Genomic DNA, 18,852 nt, shown 5'->3' with positions numbered 1-18,852 from the left:
AAGGCCGCGCATCGACTATCTTAAAGACAACATTTCAGGAGATTTCAGGCCATGGCCACGATCAAGGTAACCGACGCAAGCTTTTCCAACGACGTGCTGGCTTCTGACAAGCCGGTTGTGGTCGATTTCTGGGCCGACTGGTGCGGGCCTTGCAAGATGATCGGCCCGGCTCTGGAAGAGCTGAGCGAGGAATTAGGCGAGGAAGTGACCATCGCCAAGGTGGACATCATGGAAAACACCGAGATCGCCAGCCAGTTCGGCGTACAGTCGATCCCGCTGCTGCTGGTGTTCAAGGATGGCAAGCCGGTGGCGCAAAAGCTGGGCGCCGCGCCCAAGAGCCAGCTCAAGGCTTGGATTCAGGGCGCGCTCTGAGGCGTTTAGACCTTATCCGATGGGCAAAGGGGGGCGTCCGAAAAGGCGCCCCCTTTTCTTTGGGCGGGGATGAGATAGGTTTTTCCCATGCGCCATACTCTCACCTTTTTCTCCGACGCTTTTCCGATGATCCCGGACCCGACGCCTGAGGGAGAGGAACCATGGGAAGACATCGATGAGGTGAACCCCGGCCTATTCGGGCGTAGACTGGCGGATTTTGTGGTGCGGGGCTTGTGTGCGGCGGGGATCGCAGCGGACGAACCGGGGGTTGAGGATTACGGCTGGTGGGTCAATCTGCCGGGATGGGGGCATCGCTCTTTTCTGGTTTGTACTGGCGGTTGGGGGGAACCGGGGCAGTTCCACATTACCTTCTATCCGGCCAAGCCCAAAGTTTGGTGCTGGTGGCGATTTGTCGATGCCCGGCCCTGTAACGAACAGATGACACAGGCAGTGGAAAAGCTGATGCGTGAAAGTGGGTTGGTCCGGGATATGACCTGGTCAGATTAAGACGCGAACCACCCGATCAGCCCGATCTGAACCAGCGCGATCAGCCAGAGATAAGCCGAAAACGGCTGCTTACGCGTCTTGTGCCGAAACATCTGCCGCGCGACCAAGGCCCCCGGCGTGCCGCCAACCGCCGCCATCAGCAGCAGGCTAGCTTCGGGAATCCGGCGGCGACCTGCTTCGGCATAGCGCTTGTCCATCCAGAACAGTTGCATGGTGCGCGCATTGACCAGCAGGAGGGCGAGAGGAACGTAGCCGGAGATCAAATCCCGGCCATTCGCGCGGCCAGTTCATCCCATAAAGCGGGGCTGGAGGCCCCGATCAGGCCTCGGCGATCCTCGTCCACGCGATAGGGGGTGCCGTCGAAACGGGCCGCCTTGCCGCCTGCCTCGTTCAGGAACAGCACGCCCGCCGCATGATCCCATGCCAGTGTGCGTTCAAAGATCGACACATCGTTCACGCCCGTGGCCAGACGCGGGTATTGCTCGGCAGCGCAGCGGGGGATGTCGACCATGCGGTAATGCGGGGCGATATGGTCCATCAGCGCGATGCGGCGCGCCGGATCGGCAAACAGCACCGAAATCGCCGCCACCGCCGGGTTTTCGCCGCTGGTCCGCGCGGTCAGGCGCTCGCCGTTGAGATAGGCCCCTTCGCCGCTGCGCGCATGACAAAACCGGCCCGAAAGCACGTCATAGATCCAGCCGCCAATCGTCTCGCCCCCCTGCGCCAGCGCGACAAGGATGCCGAAGGGCGGGCGGCCATGGGCGAAATTGTTGGTGCCATCCAGAGGGTCGATGATCCAGCACAGATCCGAACCCAGCCGCGAAAGGATCGAGGGATCGGCAAAGGCCGCTTCCTCGCCCACAATTGCCGCCTCGGGCAGGATGCGGGCCAGACCTTCGGCCAAAATCGCCTCGCTCTCCTTGTCGGCAATCGTCACCAGATCGTCGGAGGCTTTCTCGATGATGTCGGCGGCGGCCAGATGCTGATAACGCGGGGCAATGGCGCGCGCCGCCGCATCGGCCATCACATCATGGACGGCTTCGCTCAAAGTATCGGTCATGCTCGCGCCTTTCAGGTGAGGGGGATGGCGACATATTGGAAGCCGGGACGGGCGCTCACGCTCTCGAACCAGCGGCGGATATTCGGCACATCGGCTTGCGCAAAGTCCAGCTTGAACCATGTGTAGGCATAGGCGCCCATGGGAATATCGGCGATGCCGAAAGCCTCGCCGGTCAGGAAGGGCTGCTTGGCCAGCGTCTCTTCCATGATCAGCATCAGCTTGTTTGTTTCGGCAATGGAGCGCTCGATCCTGGCTGTATCGCGGTCCGCCTCGGCCACGCGGACCATTTGCAGGAAGCCATCGCGCTGCGCATCGGCAAAGGCGAATTGCCAGTCCATCCACTTGTCCGCCAAAGCCCGCGCCCGCAGCCCCTGCGGCCACAGATGCGGCGCATGGGCATCGGCCAGATAGCGCAGGATGGCGTTCGATTCCCACAGCGAGAAATCATCCTCCACCAGCGTGGGCACCAGCCGGTTGGGGTTCATCGCCAGATATTCAGGGCTGTAGCCAAACGAGCCGCCAATATCATGGCGTACCCATTCCTGACCCGTTTCCACCGCCGCCCAGACGACCTTTTTGACATTATGCGAGTTCAATCGACCCCAGATAGTGAGCATGGGGCTTAGCTCCGGTAATCGGCGTTGATCGAGATATAGCCATGCGTCAGGTCGCAGGTCCAAACCGTGGCGCGCCCTTCGCCAAGGCCGATATCGACCTCGATGCTGATCTCCTGACCCTTGAGATGGGCGGCCACCGGGGCCTCGTCATAATCGGGCAGAGGCTGGCCGTCCTTGGCCTGCCACACGCCGCCAAAGCCGATGGAGAGCTTGTCGCGGTCGGCCGGTTCGCCCGCCTTGCCCACGGCCATGACGATGCGGCCCCAATTGGCGTCCTCGCCCGCGATGGCGGTTTTGACCAGCGGCGAATTGGCAATCGCCATGCCGATCTTGCGCGCGCTCTCATCCGAAACCGCGCCGGTGACGGACACGGCGATGAATTTCTGCGCGCCCTCGCCATCTTTGACCACCAGATGCGCCAGTTGGCGGCACACATCGCTCAGCGCGGCGGCAAAGGCATCGGCGCCCTCGCAGCCTTCGCAATTGATGATCGTGTTGCCCGCCCGGCCCGTGGCAAAGGCCAGCACCGTGTCGCTGGTCGAGGTGTCGCTGTCCACCGTGATGCAGTTGAAGGTCTCGTTCGCGGCCTTGGTCAGCAGTTCCTGAAGATAGGCCGGATTGATCGCCGCATCGGTGAAAATATAGCCCAGCATCGTGGCCATATCGGGGGCGATCATGCCCGACCCCTTGATAATGGCGGAAAACGTCACGGTCTGCCCACCGACGATGGCGGTGGCGGTGGCGCCCTTGGCAAAGGTGTCGGTGGTGCCGATCGTGTTGGCGGCATCTTCCCACGAACAGGGCGCGGCGGTCAGGGCGTTGTCCACGCCTTCCTTCGCCTTGTCCTTGGGCAGGGGGACGCCGATCACGCCGGTCGAGGAGACGAACACCTGTTCGCGCGCACAGCCCAGATGAGCAGCGACCTGATCCATGATCTGTTCAACCGCCTCGCGCCCGCGATAGCCGGTGAAGGCATTGGAATTGCCCGCATTGACGATCAACGCCCGCGCGCGGCCCTGCTTGACGTTCAACCGGCCCAGCTCAACCTCGGACGAGCAGCAGATGTTGCGCGTGAAGACGCCCGCCACGGCGGTGTTTTCGTCCAGCTCGACATAGGTCAGGTCGCAGCGGTCCCATTCCTTGTATCGCGCGCGGGCAACGCGGGGCGTGGCGCCGGCAATCGCGGGCAGGGCGGGAAAGGGCGAGGCGAGCGGAGAGATGGCGTGTGACATGCCAGCGGGTTAGCGCCTGATGCGCGCTACTTCAACCTTTCCGGCGCACAGGAATCCCATGGGCCAGCGGGCTGATCGCCAGCAGGCCCGCCAGCGCCAAAACGGCGCCCACCGTCAGCGGCCGGATCAACGCAGCCTGCGCCCCATGGCCATGCGCCAGCGATGCGCCCCAGATCAGCACCGGCCCGTGGATCGCATAGGCCGGATAGGACAATCGCCCCAGCCCATCGGCAATTTTCAGCGCTCCGCCGCGCAAGGCCACATGCGCCGCGCACCACAAGGCCACCGGAAAGACCGCAAAGGCCGCCAACAGATCGCCCGCCACCACGCCCAAAGGCCACCATGGCAGGCTGAACAAAGTCAGCGGCAGCAGCAATCCGCCCGCCCATGCCGCAGCCGGGGAAACCGGCGCGCGGCCCGCCGCAAATTGCCGCCCCATCCACACGCCCAGCCCATAGCCAAACCCGACCCGCGCAAAGCCGCCCCACCAGTTGCGCCCCGTATCGCCCAGCCCCACCGAGCCCCACGCATAGGCGCACCACGCCAGCAGCCCCGCACAGGCCAACACGAAGACCAGCAGCAGCCGATTTTTCAGCCGCACCAGCACCAGCGCATGGATGGCATTGGCCAGCACCTCATAGGCCAGCGACCATTGCGGGCCGTTGAGCTGAAAGATCCCGCCAGCGCCCCGCACGATGGGCCACAGCGCCAGCCCCGAGAGCGTGAGCAGCCACAATTGCCCGGTGAACCCGATCGAAAGCCGCCATCCCGCCCCGATCAGCACCCCCACCGCCAGTACCGGCCACAGCCGTGCCACGCGCCGGATCATGAAGTCGGCGGCATTCAGGCGGGCTTCCGTTTGGGCGCGCAATTTCGGTTCAAAGGCCAAGGTCAGCACAAAGCCCGAAAGCATGAAGAAGAAATCCACCGCCAGATAGGCGCGCGGAAACAGGCCCGGCGTGCCGTAAAGGGGCGCTTCATGATGCAGAACCACGCCCAGCGCCGCCACCCCGCGCAGGGCATCGAGCAGAGGCAGGCGGCCGGATGGCGCGGCAGAACGAGCGATTTCGGACATGGGGCGCGGACTTGGCCCAGAATGGGCGCGCAGACAAGCTCGGCCTTGTACGTGGTGGGCGCAGGATCTAGTCTCGGTCGGGCTTAGGGAGTGATGGTTATGCTGGCTTTGGGGTTGATTCTCTTGCAACAAGTCGTGGGCGCTTCTCCGGTGACGGCCGTGCCGCCTGCGCCGCTGATGCCTCCTGTGCCGATGCCTGCCGAGACTTTGCCGCGCGGGCCCCGGCCCAAGAACGGTCCGGCGGGATGGATTCAGACCGGCGATTATCCGCCCATGGCGGTCAAAAACGGCGAATCGGGCACCACCGGCTTTACGCTGACCATCGATGCCAAAGGGGGCGTGACCAATTGCGTGGTGGTGGCCACCAGCGGGTCGGCCGCGCTCGACCGGGCGACCTGTGATCTGATGCGTGTGCGCGCCACTTTTGACCCGGCTCTCGACAGTGCGGGTAAACCGGTGGGGGGCAGCTATACCAACCGGACGCGCTGGGTTCTGCCCGCGCCGGGGCCTTTGCCGCAGCCGGGTGAATTCATCTTTCACTATGTGGTCGAAGCCGACGGGCGCCAGACCGAATGCCGCGTGGAAAAAGCCACCGGCGCGATGGAGCCGCGGCTCAAGCTGTTGGGCGAGGGGTGTCCGGCGGTGCATTTCCGCGAACCCTATAAGGATGAGCAGGGCAATCCGGTGCGCCGCCATGTGACGGTACGCCAATCGCTGGTGGTGGAACCATAAAGGATACGCCCTAGACGCCGGCGATAGTCCTGCCTATATCCTGCGCCATGCTTCGGCTGCTGTTATCTTTTCTGGCTTTGGTGTCCGGTCTTGCCGCAATGGCCCCGGAAACGGATGCGCGCGCCTTTGCCGCGCGTCCGGCCATTGCGGCCACGATGCAGGGCGCAGGCGCGGCGCGGGTTTCGGCCCATGTCGTGGCCCATGCGCGCGAGATTACGCGGCCCGCACAGCCCCGGCTGATCGAGGCGGCGCGCGCGCCTTTGCGCATGGCCTATTCTGCGCCTGCGGTGCGGATGCGGGTGGATCGCGCCCGCGAATAAGGCGCCTCTGCGCTTTTCCTCATGTCCTTTTTCATGGGCGCGCGCCGCATGTGCCGGCGCCCCCGTGCCCCTATCTGTCTTCAGGAATTTTCCCATGTTTTCCAAGCTTGCCAAGTCGATCTTCGGCTCGTCGAACGATCGTTATGTGAAGTCGCTCGACAAGATGGTGCGCCAGATCGGCGCGTACGAATCGCAACTGGCCGAGATGAGCGATGAGGAATTGCGCGGCATGACCGCCAAGTTCCGCGAGGAAATCGCGGGCGGGCGCACGCTGGACGACATTCTGCCCGAAGCCTTTGCCGTGGTGCGCGAAGCCTCGAAGCGCTGCATGGGCATGCGCCATTTCGATGTGCAGATGATCGGCGGCATCGTGCTGCACCGGGGCGAAATCGCCGAAATGCGCACGGGTGAGGGCAAGACGCTGGTGGCGACGCTGGCGGTTTACCTCAACGCGCTGGAAGGCAAGGGCGTGCATGTCGTTACGGTCAACGACTATCTGGCTCGCCGCGACGCCGAAACGATGGGTGTGCTGTATAATTTCCTCGGGCTTTCGGTGGGCGTGATCGTGCCCAATCTGAACGAGCTGGAGCGGCGCGAGGCCTATAATTCCGACATTACCTATGCCACCAACAATGAGCTGGGTTTTGACTATCTGCGCGACAATATGAAGCATGATCGCGATCAGATGGTCCACCGCCCGTTCAATTACGCGATCGTTGACGAAGTCGACTCGATCCTGATTGACGAAGCGCGCACGCCTTTGATCATTTCCGGCCCCACCGATGACAAGAGCGACCTCTATGTCTCGGTCGATGCGGTGGTGCGTCAGTTGATTACCGATGACAGCACATTCGAGGCCGATGAAAAGTCCAAGAACGTCACGCTGACCGAGGATGGCGTGGAAAAGGCCGAGCGTCTGCTCGAAGGCGCCGGGCTGCTGGAAGGCAGCAATCTGTATGCGATTGAAAACACGCAGGTTGTTCATCACCTTGATCAGGCGCTCAAGGCCAATGTCATGTTCAAGCGCGACATTGACTACATCGTCAAGGACGGCAAGGTCGTCATCATCGACGAGTTCACCGGGCGCATGATGGACGGCCGCCGCTGGTCCAACGGCTTGCATCAGGCGGTCGAGGCCAAGGAAGGCGTCAAGATCGAGCCGGAAAACCAGACGATGGCCTCGATTACTTTCCAGAACTATTTCCGCATGTATCCCAAGCTTTGCGGCATGACCGGCACGGCGGCGACCGAAGCGGCCGAATTCTTCGACATCTATAAGATGAACGTGGTGACCATCCCCACCAACGTTCCGGTGCAGCGCATCGACGAGGAAGACGAGTTCTATAAGAACACGCTCGACAAATTCGCCGCGATTGCCAAGCTGATCCGCGAAAAGAACGAGATCGGGCAGCCGGTGCTGGTGGGCACGGTGTCGATTGAAAAGTCCGAACTGCTCAGCGAATTCCTGACCAAGGAAGGGGTGGTGCATAATGTGCTGAACGCCCGTTTCCATGAAAAGGAAGCCCATATCGTCGCGCAGGCGGGCCGTCTGGGCGCGGTCACCATCGCCACCAACATGGCCGGGCGCGGGACGGACATCAAGCTGGGCGGTAATCTGGAATTCCGTATCGAGGATGAATTGCGCGATACGCCCGAAGGGCCGGAGCGGGACGCCATCATCGCCGGTTTCAAGGCCGAGATCGACGCCGAAAAGGAAAAGGTGCTGGCCGCGGGCGGGCTTTGCGTGATCGGCACCGAGCGCCACGAAAGCCGCCGCATCGACAACCAGTTGCGCGGCCGTTCGGGCCGTCAGGGCGACCCCGGCCTGTCGAAATTCTACCTCTGCCTTGAGGATGATCTGCTGCGCATCTTTGGCCCGGACACGATGTTCTCCAAGCTGATGAACAGCAATCTGGCCGATGGCGAGGCAATCGGCTCGCGCTGGCTCTCCAAGGCCATCGAGACCGCGCAGAAGAAGGTGGAAGCGCGCAATTATGACGTGCGCAAGCAGGTCGTTGAATATGATGACGTGATGAACGACCAGCGCAAGGTTATCTATGAGCAGCGCGCCGACATCATGGATGCGCAGGCGATGGACGAAGTGGTCCATGACATGCGCCACGATACGGTCAATGCGCTGGTCGCCACGGCTTGCCCGCACGGGTCCTATCCCGAAGTGTGGGATATCGAGGGCCTGACCAATGCGGCGCTCTTTACGCTGGGCATCAATGCGCCGATCGCCGATTGGGTCCATGCTCAGGACGGGATCGAGCCGGAAACCATCGAGGAGCGTCTGGCCGAGATGGCGGACGCGCATATGGCCGACAAGATCGCGTGCAACGATCCGGAAATCTGGCGTCAGGTCGAAAAGAGCGTGCTGCTTGAACGTCTTGACCATCACTGGAAGGAACATCTGGCTACGCTCGACGCGCTGCGTCAGGTGGTGTTCCTGCGCGCCTATGCGCAAAAGACGCCAATTAATGAATATAAGCAGGAGGCTTTCGGCCTGTTTGAACGGATGATCGAACAGATCCGCGAGGATGTGACGCGCATCCTGTCGACCGCCGAGTTGCAGTTCTCGCAACCGGAACCGGCGGCATTGCCCGAACTGCCCGATTTCCTGACCACCCATATCGATCCGTTCACCGGCCAGAATGATGCGATTCCCGCAGCTTTGCCCGGTTTCGATCCGTCGCAGATCGATCCGGCCTATTCGCGCAATGCGCCTTGCCCCTGCGGGTCGGGTCAGAAATACAAGCATTGTCATGGGGCTGTGGTCTGAAGCAGCGGGGCGGGCGCTGGTCGCTCGCCCTTTTGTCGCAAGTTCGGGGCACAGTGCAAAGGACTGTATGCCTCGCGAATTAACTAAATTGCAGGAATTGGTTGGGGCTAAACCGCCACATTTCGCACTTATTGGCTATTGCGGAGCCGATGTTCATAACCGCTTTACCATTTCCTGCAATGTATAGGAGGCAACCTGGGGAAACGGTTTTGCCTCTTTTCCCTGTCGGCAAACTATCGCAGGTGGATCAATCGGTGAGTCAAGACGTCTTCCGTCCCGAAATGACAGCGCATTCCGCGCCTGAGGTCGGGCAGGCGTCTGGGGCCGAACTGCGCGGTGCGCCGCGCTTCACGCTGCTGGTGCGTTCGGCCAAGCTGATCATCGACGGGCGCGAATATCTTTGCGTGCTGCGTGATGCTTCGGCCACCGGGTGCAAGGTGCGTCTTTTTCACCCGTTGCCTTCCTATACGTCGCTGGCGCTGGAAACATCGAGCGGCGAGCGCTTTGCCATGGAATTGATGTGGAACCGTGACGATCACGCCGGTTTCCGTTTCTTCGACATGATCAATGTCCAGCGTCTGCTGGATGACAAATGCGGCCTTTATGCCAAGCGGCAGATCCGGCTGAAAACCGATGCCGAAGCCATCGTCTTTGCCAATGGTCAGCAGATCCGCGCGATGATGCGCGATATTTCCCAGCAGGGCGCCTGTATCGAATGCCCCGAAAGGCTGATGCTGCGCCAGCCAGTGCGGATCGAAACCGTGGGCTTTCCCCCGATCTACGCCAAGGTGGTGTGGCGCCAGCAGCCACGCCATGGGCTGGTGTTCGACCGGGGCTTTCTGATGGAAGAACTGGCGCAGAACATTGCCAAGATGCATGAGGCGCAAGGGTCAACCCCTCCGGGCCGGTTCCGCGCCGCCTGCTAAAGCGCAGGCGGGCTTTTGCCTTCAAACAACGTTTGCCTTCAAGCAATGCCGCGCAGGTCCTTCCGATGCCGCCTTGCGCCCTTATGGTGGCGGTGATCGCGCAGAATCAGCGTCGTCCCTTCCTCGCCAATCGCGTAATCCTTGCAGGCCTGCTCGATCAGCGCATCGACATCTTCCTCGCTGGCCGCAGGGTTGATGGGGATGCGCGCGATGGTTATGCCTTCGGCGGGATCATCGACCGAGAGAAAGAAACTGGCCGCATCGCCCAGCGTGTCGATATTGAACCCGCCATTGATATGCCATGTCGCTCCATCGACGCTGAAGATCGGGCGGTGGCAATGGTTGCAATGGGCGTAAAAGGCCCCGTCAACGCGCTCTCTGGGCTTGTGATCGGGTGAATGTCGGCGGGTAAACCAGCATTGTGTGAGCGCAAAAGCGGACATGGCGGAGCCCTGGGCCAAGAGGGAACGAGCCACCAGTCTATGCCCAATCGCTGATATTGTGGTTATTTTGAATTAAGCAGTCCGCCCGGGACAAACCCCTGTGTCGTTGATACTTACGGCCCGGTCTGGCGCTGTTCGGCCTGTTCCACATCGCTCGTGACGCCCGTCAGGCGGCGTTTGACGCGCACATAATCGCCCGCCATGGTTCGGGGCAATCCGGTGCGGATTTGCCGACTTTCGCTGCCTGATGAACCGGGCTGCACATGCATGTCGATGGATTGTTCGCTCGAATGCAAACGGGTGCATTCGCTCTGGGGAGAATCCTCCTCGGGGCAGGCAAAGGCCTCGGTCCAGGTGTTAACCGTGACGATGGCCGATTCTGTGCCGTTATAGACCGTTACGGGCAAATCCAGCACCAGTTCGCCCCCGGTGATTGCGCCCCTTGTGCCCTCGGTCTCCACGTGCACGCTGCCCTCGACGAAATGCTGGCGCGCCGCCATGATCCGCCATGCCGCCGTGCCCCCGGCCAGCAAGAAAAGCACCAGCAGCAGATGGGCCGGGCGCCATTGCAGCAGGTTGCGTGGATGATGCGATTCGAGGGATTGCGTAGGCATCGGATGTCCTGACTGGGTCTGGAGCCATCCTATGCTTCACACCTTGTTAAACAGGCGCTGCAAAATGGGGTGAATGCAAATTAAGGCTGTTTTTGCGCGGCAGGCGCAGAATGGTCCGCGCCATGGCTTTACGCTGAATTTTGGAAAGGGTGGCTCCCTGAGTAGGATTCGAACCTACGGCCGCTCGATTAACAGTCGAGAGCTCTACCGCTGAGCTATCAGGGAACAGGCCGGCGATGCCGGGCGGTTATGTGTCCATCACAAAGAGCCTTGGCCCAAAGTGATGAAATGGCTCCCTGAGTAGGATTCGAACCTACGGCCGCTCGATTAACAGTCGAGAGCTCTACCGCTGAGCTATCAGGGAACAGTCCGGCGAACCGGGCAGGTGCGCGCCAATAACATCTTGTCCGACTTTGACAAGCCCGCATTGACGCAGAATGGAATTTTTTTGCCTATCATGTGGAAAAGTCGGTGGATTTATTCGCGCGATCAGACCTGAAACTGCTCGGCAAAGATTCGCTCGTCCAGACTCGAATGGCGGTCGAACAACAGCGTGAGCGTATGTTCACGATGCGCGGCCACGCGGACATGGGCGATATCGCGCACTTCCTTCTGGTCGGCCACGGCTGCCACAGGGCGCTTGTCGGGCTCCAGCACGCGGAATTCGACCGTGGCATTGTCCTTGATGATCGCCCCCTTCCACCGGCGCGGGCGAAACGGGCTGATCGGGGTCAGCGCCAGAATGCCGCTGCCCATCGGCAGGATCGGGCCATTGGCAGACAGGTTATAGGCCGTCGATCCGGCAGGCGTTGCCACCAGAATGCCGTCGCAGGCCAGTTCGGCCAGCCGCACCTTGCCATTGACTGAAATCTCGATCTTGGCCGTCTGGCGCGTTTCGCGCAGCAGCGAGACCTCGTTGATCGCATAGAAATGCTGCGTCTCGCCCGCCCATGTGGTGCAGGTCATCTCCAGTGGCGCCACCGCCAGCTTGCTGGCTTTGGCCACGCGCGTGGCGATATGCTTGGTCGATTTGGGCTTGTTCATCATAAAGCCCACCGTGCCGTGATTGAGGCCATAGGCCGGGATCACGCGCCCCGCGTCCAGCATTCGGTGCAGCACGGTCAGCATGAACCCGTCGCCGCCCAGCACCACCACCACATCGGCTTCTTCGAGCGGCACCCATGGGTGATCGTTGGCCAGCACTTCGGCCGCCGCCATCGCCTTGGGCGTGTCCGATACCACCAGCGCCAGGCGCAATTCTTCTGTCATTGCCGAAAGTTCCGCTCCGCACATTGAGACTGCCGGGCTGATGGCTGGCCCTTGAGGGCCTCATAGGCGGGCTTCTTGCCAATTGCCAGCGCGGCCTTTGTGATAAGCATCAATCAAGAGAAGGTTTTGGCAAGAGCTTGTCGCCTATGTTAAAGCCTTGTTCGAACAAACAGCGTGAAAGCACCGATGCCCTTTCGCCACAATTTGCCCGCCGGGATTATACCTGCGGTGATGCAGGATCATGACGAAGCAGGGCGCGATCCGCTGACCGGCCTGTTGACGCTGGATGCCTCGCGCGAACGCTTGGCCGAATGGGTCGAACAGGGCAAATCGGGGGCCGAAACAGGCGGGGGCATTCCGCGCGTCCATGCGATGCTGATGGGCATCCGCCGGTTCGAAACGATCAATCTGGCCTATGGCGAGGCGACGGGGGACGCCGCGCTGATCGAGGTGGCGACGCGCATCGCCCGGCTGGCGACGGAGAGCCTGAACGGCCCATGGTTTGCCGCGCGCGGGCCTGGGGGCACGTTTCTGCTGATCGTGGACGAGGCATGCAGCCGTGAGCGCTGGCACGCCTTTGCCGATCAACTGGCCGACCGCATCGCCCAGCCGATCCAGCGCCGGGCAGGCACCTTGCGCCTTTCTCCCCGTATCGCCCTGCTGCGCGTGCTGGTGGGCGAAAGCGCGGAAAGCGCGATGGACCGGCTGGCCCAGACGCTGGCCGTGGCGCAGCGCGATGTGGCGCGCCGGGTGGTCTGGGTTGATGGCGAGACGAACCGGGCAGGGCGCACAGCGGCCCAGCTTGAGGCGGACCTGCTGCATGCCATCGACAAGGGAGAGATCGAGGTCCACTACCAACCGCAATTCGCGCTGGACGAGGAGGGTAACGAGCATCTCTCGGGCGCCGAGGCGCTGGCGCGGTGGAACCATCCGAAACTGGGGAGGATCGGCGCGGCGGCTTTGTTCGCCATTGCCGACCGGGCCGACCATCTGGCGCCGCTCTCACGCCATATTGCCGAAACCGCGCTCAATGCCGCATCGGCATGGCCGGGGCATCTGCGGCTCTCGCTCAATGTCACAGCGGCCGATCTGGCGGCGGTCAGCTTCACCTTTGATCTGGGCAAGGCGCTGGGCAAGAGCGGCTTTCCCACCGACCGGCTGACGCTGGAGGTGACCGAGCAGGTGCTGGTGGCCGATATGTCGCTGGCCGAAAGGTCGCTGTCCGATCTGGCGCGGCTGGGGATCAGGATCGCGCTGGATGATTTTGGGGCGGGCTTCTGCAATTTCCATTATCTCAAAACCCTGCCGCTGCATTATTTGAAACTCGACCGCTCGATGGTCGATGGCATTACCGATGATCCGCGCGATCTGGCGGTGCTGCGCGCGATTGTCGCCATGGCCAAGGCGCTCGACCTTGACGTGGTGGCCGAGGGCATCGAGACCGAGGCCCAGCGCCTGACCGTGGCACGTGAGGGTTGCTCGTGTTATCAAGGCTTTGTCCGCGCCCAGCCGATGCCCGAGGCGGCCTTTCTGGCGCTGGTGCGCGGCTGATCCTCATACCCTGAGCGCGCGCGGCCTTATCCCTTCGGCCAAAGACAAACTGCCCCATCGGCTTGATTTGCTTCCATGACCGGCGCGCGCCTTGGTGCGACATATCCTGTCATCACGGCGGCACAGCTTGCCGACCATTCGATGATGGAGATCAGGGTGATGAATAAGCTCTCTCGTTTGCTGCTCGCTCCCGCGCTGTTTGCGCTGGCCGTTCCCGCCATCGCCGCGCCCCATGCCAGTTCGAGCGAGGCGCAGGGCCTGCTCGACCGCGCCGTGGTCGAATTGACCAAGGAAGGCCCCGCCAAGGCCTTTGCCGAATTCAGCGATCCCAAGGCAGGCTTTGCCCAAAAAGACCTCTACGTCTTCGTCTTCAACACCAAGGGCGTCTATGAAGCCACCGGCGCCAACCCTGCCCTGATCGGCACCAGCGCCATCGACATGACCGATGCCGAGGGCAAGCTGCTGGTTCAGGCCATCATCGCCTCGGTCAAGGATCAGCCGCAGGGCCGCGTCGATTACGTCTGGCTCAACCGCGCCGACAATCGCGTCGAGCACAAGGTCTCGCTGGTGCGCCGGGTGGGGGATCATATCGTGGGGGTGGGGTATTATAAGGGGTAAGGTTTGAAGGTGATGCCTCCGGCGGGTTAAGGGCGGGGGCCCTTAACAATCCCATTACTGTCGATGTTGCGTTATGGGTTCGGCGCGGCGCAAGGTTGCCGCGCCGCAGGCTGTTAAACCGCTTCGCGGATGGATGCTTCCTCGCCAAGGGAGCGCCACCCCAATACGGGATTGTTAAGGGCCCTAGGCCCTTAACCCGCCGGAGGCATCCCTTACGCCTTCTTCTTCCCCTTGCGCGCCACCGCGCTCAACCCCTTGGTCAACTGGAACAACCCGTTCAATCGAGCCTTGGGATCGCCCCATGCGCGCTGGACCACCAGCTTGGAATCTGGCCGCAGCTTGATTACCCCGCCGACACGTTCGACATAGGCGAACAGCCCGGCCGGATCGGGGAAGTTATCATTGTGGAAGGCGACCAGCGTACCGCGCGGCCCCACGTCGATCTTGGCGATATGGGCCTCGATGGCCTGGCGCTTGATCTGGATAAGCTGGATGAGGTTTTCGGTGGCGCTGGGGAGCGGCCCGAAGCGGTCGATCATTTCGGCCGAGAGCGCCTCGACCTCGCGCGTATCCTCGGCATCGTTGAGGCGGCGATAGAGCGCCATGCGGACCGCCAGATCGGGGACGTAATCCTCCGGGATCATGATCGGCGCGTCCAGCGTGATCTGGGGCGAGAGGCCCTTGGTGCTTTCGCGCTCCAGCCCATATTCGCCCGCCTTGGCGGCCAGAATCGCATCCTCCAGCATCGACTGGTAAAGCTCGAAGCCCACCTCGCGGATATGGCCCGATTGCTCGTCGCCCAGCAGATTGCCCGCGCCGCGAATGTCGAGATCGTGGCTGGCCAGTTGGAAACCCGCGCCAAGGCTGTCCAGATCGCCCAGCACCTTCAGCCTTTTCTCCGCCGTCTCGTTCAGCGCCCGGCCCGCAGGCGTGGTGAGGTAAGCATAGGCCCGCAGTTTCGAGCGCCCCACGCGCCCGCGCAACTGATAGAGCTGGGCCAGACCAAAGCGATCCGCCCGGTGGATGATGATCGTGTTGGCCGAAGGGATGTCGATGCCGCTTTCGACAATCGTGGTCGAGACCAGCACATCATAGCGACGCTCGTAAAACGCGCTCATGCGTTCCTCGACCTCGCTGGGGCTCATCTGACCATGGGCGGCGATATATTTGACCTCGGGCACGGCGGCGTGGAGCCAGTCCTCGATCTCGGCCATATCGGAAATGCGCGGCACGACGATAAAGCTCTGCCCGCCGCGATGGTGTTCGCGCCGCAAAGCCTCGCGCATCACCACCTCGTCCCATTCCATCACATAGGTGCGCACGGCGAGGCGATCGACAGGCGGCGTCTGGATGGTGGAAAGCTCGCGCAGGCCCGACATGGCCATCTGCAACGTGCGCGGGATGGGCGTCGCGGTCAGCGTCAGCATATGAACGTCGGCGCGCAATTGCTTCAGGCGTTCCTTGTGGTTGACGCCAAAGCGCTGCTCTTCGTCAACGATAACAAGGCCCAGCCGCTTGAACTTCACATTCTTGGCCAGCAAGGCATGGGTGCCTACCACAATATCGACCGTGCCATCCTCAAGGCCCGCGCGGGTCAGGCTCGCCTCCTTGTCGGGCACGAGGCGCGAGAGGCGGCCCACCTCCAGCGGGAAACCGGCGAAACGCTCGGTAAAGCCCTTGTGATGCTGGCGCGCGAGCAAGGTGGTGGGCGCGACCACGGCCACCTGTTGCCCCGCCATGGCGGCGACAAAGGCGGCGCGCAACGCCACCTCGGTCTTGCCAAAGCCCACATCGCCGCAGACAAGCCGGTCCATCGGGCGGCCGCTGGCCAGATCCTCGATGACATCGGAAATCGCCGCTTCCTGATCTTCCGTCTCCTGCCACGGAAAGCGGTCACAGAAAGGATCATAGCTGGCCGGATCGGACAGCAGCGCGGGCGCGGTTTTCAGAGCGCGCAGGGCGGCGGTTTTCAGCAATTCATGCGCGATCTCGCGGATACGCTCGCGCAGTTTTGCGCGCCGCTTCTGCCAGCCTTCGCCGCCCAGCTTGTCTAGCGCAACGCCTTCACTTTCGCTGCCAAAGCGCGAGAGCACATCGAGATTTTCCACCGGCACATAGAGCTTGTCGCCCCCGGCATAGGTGAGCATCACGCAATCATGCGCCGACCCGCCGACCGGGATCGACTGGAGGCCCTCATAGCGCCCTATGCCATGCTCCATATGCACGACCAGATCGCCCGGCGTTAACGCTGCCAGTTCGGCAAGGAAAGCGTCCGCTGACTTCTTGCGCTTTTTGCGGCGGACAAGGCGGTCGCCCAGCAGGTCCTGCTCGGTGACCAGTTCGATATCGGCATTGGCAAAACCGGTGTCGAGCGGCAGGACAATGGCCGCCACGCGCCCGGTCCCGGCAATGCCCAGCGCCTCCTGCCAATTGTCGGCCATCGTCGGCCCGGGAGACTGCGCCTCGGCAAGGATCGAGGTGATGCGCGCGCGGCTGCCGGTGGAATAGGCGGCAAGGATCGCGCGGCGGCCGGATCGCGCGGCGGTCAGCAGGTGCTTGGCGGCGGCCTCATAGGCATTGTCACCGCGTGCGCGTTCCGGAGCGAAATCGCGGGCATTGCCAAAGGCGAAATCGACCGTGGCCGCGCCATCAGGCTGTGGGAAGGGTTCCGCCCGGTGGACGGGCCATGCGGCCAGCCGCTGCGTCAGTTCATCCTGCGTCAGATAGAGCGAGGCAGGTTCGAGCGGGCGATAGGAACCCGGCGCCTTGCCTGCGGTGTCCTTGCGGGCGGCGTAATAGTCGGCAATGTCGGTCAGGCGCTCTTCGGCGGAATGGGCCGCCGAGGCATCGACCACCAGCAGATCGTCCGCCGCCAGATGGTCGAAAATCGTGACCAGCCGCTCCTCCAGCAAGGGCAGCCAATGCTCCATCCCAGCCAGACGCCGTCCGTCGGTGATCGTCTGATAAAGCGGATCGGAGGTGGCCGTCGCCCCAAACATCTCGCGATAGCGGGTGCGGAAGCGCTTGACGGTCGCGTCCTCCAGCATCGCCTCGCTGGCGGGCAGCAGCAGGTGCTGGTCCACCGTGCCCACGGTGCGCTGGGTGTTGGGATCGAACAGGCGCAGGGTCTCGATCTCGTCGCCAAAGAAATCGAGGCGCAACCCGTGATCCAGCCCCGAGGGGAAAATGTCGAAGATCGAGCCGCGCACCGCATATTCGCCCGCATCCGCCACGGTATCGGTCCGCGCATAGCCCGCGCGCGACAGCAGCGAGGTCAGCGTCTCGCGCCCCACCTCGGCCCCGGATTTGAGCAGGCGCACCGATTCGCGGATGCGGAAGGGCGTAAGCACCCTTTGCAGCACGGCGGCAATCGTGGTGACCAGCAATTGCGGGGACTTTGCCGGATGCTGCAGCCGATGCAACGCGGCCAAACGGCGCGAGGAGACCGACAGCGCCGGGCTGGAGCGGTCATAGGGCAGACAGTCCCACGCGGGAAATTCGATCACCTCCAGTTCGGGCGCAAAGACATGGGCGACATCGGCAATACCGCGCATCGCGGCCTCGTCGGCGGCCACAAACACCGCGCGCCCCCCCTTGTGCGAGGCGGCCCGTGCCAGATCGGCCAGCACCAAAGGCTGGCTGCCGCGCGACAGGCCCGCCAGCGTCAGGGGCGATTTGGCGCCAAGAATGCGGGAGATATCAGCCATGTTCAATCCGTGTCCAAACAGCCCCATGGGCAACAGCAATCGCCCGCCGCACCGATTCGGTGGGCGGGGGGGCGGGTCGCTTGGCGCTTTAGGGGAGATTGAAGAGGGATGAAAGGGAAGGCATTGGGGCTGCCCCAAAGAGAAGGGATGATGCGAGGGTTATGACCCTCGCATCATCCCTTAAACCTCATCAACGCGGAATATCGACGTAATCCAGCTTTTTCAGCGCCGCCATCATCGCCCCTTCATATTCGGGCGGGGTGGAGAGCGAGCCGAGCGCCCAGCCCAGGATGTCCACGTCCTCCTCGTCGATCAGCTTTTCGAACCAGACGAGTTCTTCCTCGCTCCAACCGGCGTGGAAGGCGTCGAAGAAGCCGCCGATCATGTAATCGGCCTCACGCGTGCCGCGATGCCATGCGCGGTATTGCAGGCGTTTCAGGCGGTCCTGATGGGCTTGGTCAATGGAGTCGGTCATAGCGCCTCGGTTAGGGCAGGGCGGGCCGCAGATCAATGTCTGATGCGGCCCGCAAGCCTGTCAGCGCCCGCGCAGTTGCGCGAGGATTTCGGGCGCTTTGGCCTCGCCCAGATCCTTGGCCAGTTCGCCCAGAAGCGCGCTTTCGAGGCCCTTGGTATAGGCCTTGCGCAATTCGCCAAGGCTGCGCGGGGCGGCGATCACCACGAGATGTTCGATCCGGTGGCCCTGCACCTCCTGCGCCAGCCATTCGACGGCGGCGGTGGCATGGGCGTCATGGGCCATGGTGACGGTCGATCCATGATGGCTGCCGCCCGAATGGTTATGCGTGTCCAGACGCGGCGTATCGGCCTCGGACAGTTCCGGGTTGGCCTCGTCGCCAATGTTGCGGAACAGGCGGAAATTGCGCGCGTCGATCACGGCGATCACGGTGCCATGGGGCAGAAGCATCTTTGTCTCCATATCCTCCCGGTGTTTGGTTCCGGGAATGGGACAGGACGCCGATTTTGCCCGCCATTCCATGAGCAAGGTCAAATTTGAGCGCAACAAAGATTC

The 18,852-nt window shown here is 62.5% G+C and carries 19 protein-coding genes and 2 tRNA genes; 8 read left to right on the top strand and 13 right to left on the bottom strand.

The window, feature by feature from the left end; all coding sequences use genetic code 11:
* Positions 1-51 precede the first annotated feature (51 nt).
* Both trxA and GGR38_RS01900 read left to right on the top strand, forming a co-directional pair.
* Positions 52-372, top strand: coding sequence for a thioredoxin (trxA, locus tag GGR38_RS01905; RefSeq protein WP_183622092.1), 321 nt, complete (start codon positions 52-54; stop codon positions 370-372).
* An 87-nt stretch (positions 373-459) separates the two neighbouring features.
* On the top strand, positions 460-879 hold the full coding sequence (locus tag GGR38_RS01900; RefSeq protein WP_183622090.1) for a hypothetical protein: 420 nt from the start codon (positions 460-462) through the stop codon (positions 877-879).
* On the opposite strand, the gene GGR38_RS01895 is transcribed toward GGR38_RS01900, so the two are convergent.
* The 5 genes from GGR38_RS01895 to GGR38_RS01875 are packed head-to-tail and all read right to left on the bottom strand — an operon-like array spanning position 876 to position 4,863.
* The gene (locus GGR38_RS01895) at positions 876-1,091 is read right to left on the bottom strand and encodes a DUF1294 domain-containing protein (protein ID WP_183622087.1); all 216 of its coding nucleotides are present in this window, start codon (positions 1,089-1,091) and stop codon (positions 876-878) included. The genes GGR38_RS01900 and GGR38_RS01895 overlap by 4 nt on opposite strands.
* A gap of 47 nt (positions 1,092-1,138) precedes the next feature.
* Positions 1,139-1,939, bottom strand: coding sequence for an inositol monophosphatase family protein (locus GGR38_RS01890; RefSeq protein WP_183622085.1), 801 nt, complete (start codon positions 1,937-1,939; stop codon positions 1,139-1,141).
* Between the two features lie 11 nt (positions 1,940-1,950).
* Entirely contained in the window at positions 1,951-2,556 is a 606-nt protein-coding gene (locus tag GGR38_RS01885) for a glutathione S-transferase family protein (RefSeq protein WP_183622083.1), read from the bottom strand.
* Between the two features lie 5 nt (positions 2,557-2,561).
* Positions 2,562-3,788: a bifunctional glutamate N-acetyltransferase/amino-acid acetyltransferase ArgJ gene (gene argJ / locus GGR38_RS01880; protein ID WP_183622081.1), complete on the bottom strand. Its 1,227-nt coding sequence runs from the start codon at positions 3,786-3,788 to the stop codon at positions 2,562-2,564.
* 31 nt (positions 3,789-3,819) lie between these two features.
* Positions 3,820-4,863, bottom strand: coding sequence for an acyltransferase family protein (locus GGR38_RS01875; protein ID WP_183622079.1), 1,044 nt, complete (start codon positions 4,861-4,863; stop codon positions 3,820-3,822).
* Between the two features lie 93 nt (positions 4,864-4,956).
* On the opposite strand from GGR38_RS01875, the gene GGR38_RS01870 reads away from it, so the two are divergent.
* From GGR38_RS01870 to GGR38_RS24525, 4 genes are all read left to right on the top strand, one after another.
* Positions 4,957-5,595: an energy transducer TonB gene (locus tag GGR38_RS01870; RefSeq protein ID WP_183622077.1), complete on the top strand. Its 639-nt coding sequence runs from the start codon at positions 4,957-4,959 to the stop codon at positions 5,593-5,595.
* Between the two features lie 47 nt (positions 5,596-5,642).
* On the top strand, positions 5,643-5,915 hold the full coding sequence (locus tag GGR38_RS01865; protein WP_172341520.1) for a hypothetical protein: 273 nt from the start codon (positions 5,643-5,645) through the stop codon (positions 5,913-5,915).
* A 94-nt stretch (positions 5,916-6,009) separates the two neighbouring features.
* Entirely contained in the window at positions 6,010-8,697 is a 2,688-nt protein-coding gene (gene secA / locus GGR38_RS01860) for a preprotein translocase subunit SecA (protein WP_183622075.1), read from the top strand.
* 254 nt (positions 8,698-8,951) lie between these two features.
* Positions 8,952-9,623: a PilZ domain-containing protein gene (locus tag GGR38_RS24525; RefSeq protein WP_183622073.1), complete on the top strand. Its 672-nt coding sequence runs from the start codon at positions 8,952-8,954 to the stop codon at positions 9,621-9,623.
* 38 nt (positions 9,624-9,661) lie between these two features.
* Here the strand turns inward: GGR38_RS24525 and GGR38_RS01850 are convergent, their stop codons facing one another.
* The 5 genes from GGR38_RS01850 to GGR38_RS01830 form a co-directional block, all read right to left on the bottom strand.
* Positions 9,662-10,066, bottom strand: coding sequence for a hypothetical protein (locus GGR38_RS01850; RefSeq protein WP_183622071.1), 405 nt, complete (start codon positions 10,064-10,066; stop codon positions 9,662-9,664).
* Positions 10,067-10,179: 113 nt separating this feature from the next.
* Entirely contained in the window at positions 10,180-10,680 is a 501-nt protein-coding gene (locus tag GGR38_RS01845; RefSeq protein ID WP_183622069.1) for a hypothetical protein, read from the bottom strand.
* 150 nt (positions 10,681-10,830) lie between these two features.
* Positions 10,831-10,905: transfer RNA gene (locus tag GGR38_RS01840), tRNA-Asn, on the bottom strand.
* 64 nt (positions 10,906-10,969) lie between these two features.
* Positions 10,970-11,044, bottom strand: a tRNA-Asn gene (locus GGR38_RS01835).
* 125 nt (positions 11,045-11,169) lie between these two features.
* Positions 11,170-11,949: an NAD kinase gene (locus GGR38_RS01830; protein ID WP_183622068.1), complete on the bottom strand. Its 780-nt coding sequence runs from the start codon at positions 11,947-11,949 to the stop codon at positions 11,170-11,172.
* A 186-nt stretch (positions 11,950-12,135) separates the two neighbouring features.
* On the opposite strand from GGR38_RS01830, the gene GGR38_RS01825 reads away from it, so the two are divergent.
* Both GGR38_RS01825 and GGR38_RS01820 read left to right on the top strand, forming a co-directional pair.
* Complete coding sequence (locus GGR38_RS01825; protein ID WP_246404166.1) at positions 12,136-13,500, top strand: bifunctional diguanylate cyclase/phosphodiesterase; 1,365 nt, start codon at positions 12,136-12,138, stop codon at positions 13,498-13,500.
* A 159-nt stretch (positions 13,501-13,659) separates the two neighbouring features.
* A complete protein-coding gene (locus GGR38_RS01820) occupies positions 13,660-14,118 on the top strand; it encodes a cache domain-containing protein (RefSeq protein ID WP_183622066.1) in 459 nt (152 codons plus the stop codon).
* Between the two features lie 212 nt (positions 14,119-14,330).
* Here GGR38_RS01820 and mfd read toward each other — a convergent pair whose 3' ends face one another.
* The 3 genes from mfd to GGR38_RS01805 all read right to left on the bottom strand — a co-directional run bounded on the left by mfd (position 14,331) and on the right by GGR38_RS01805 (position 18,747).
* Positions 14,331-17,825 carry a transcription-repair coupling factor gene (mfd, locus tag GGR38_RS01815; protein ID WP_183622064.1) on the bottom strand — a complete coding sequence of 1,165 codons (3,495 nt, stop codon included), beginning with the start codon at positions 17,823-17,825 and terminating at the stop codon, positions 14,331-14,333.
* Between the two features lie 190 nt (positions 17,826-18,015).
* Positions 18,016-18,300: an FAD assembly factor SdhE gene (locus tag GGR38_RS01810; protein ID WP_183622062.1), complete on the bottom strand. Its 285-nt coding sequence runs from the start codon at positions 18,298-18,300 to the stop codon at positions 18,016-18,018.
* Positions 18,301-18,360: 60 nt separating this feature from the next.
* Complete coding sequence (locus tag GGR38_RS01805; protein WP_183622060.1) at positions 18,361-18,747, bottom strand: host attachment protein; 387 nt, start codon at positions 18,745-18,747, stop codon at positions 18,361-18,363.
* Positions 18,748-18,852 lie beyond the last annotated feature (105 nt).

It is taken from the genome of Novosphingobium sediminicola (assembly GCF_014196525.1).
In the GTDB taxonomy this organism is placed as follows: Bacteria; Pseudomonadota; Alphaproteobacteria; order Sphingomonadales; family Sphingomonadaceae; genus Novosphingobium; species Novosphingobium sediminicola.
The sequence above is the reverse complement of the archived record's forward strand: the minus strand, read 5'-3'. Positions and strand labels throughout refer to the sequence as shown.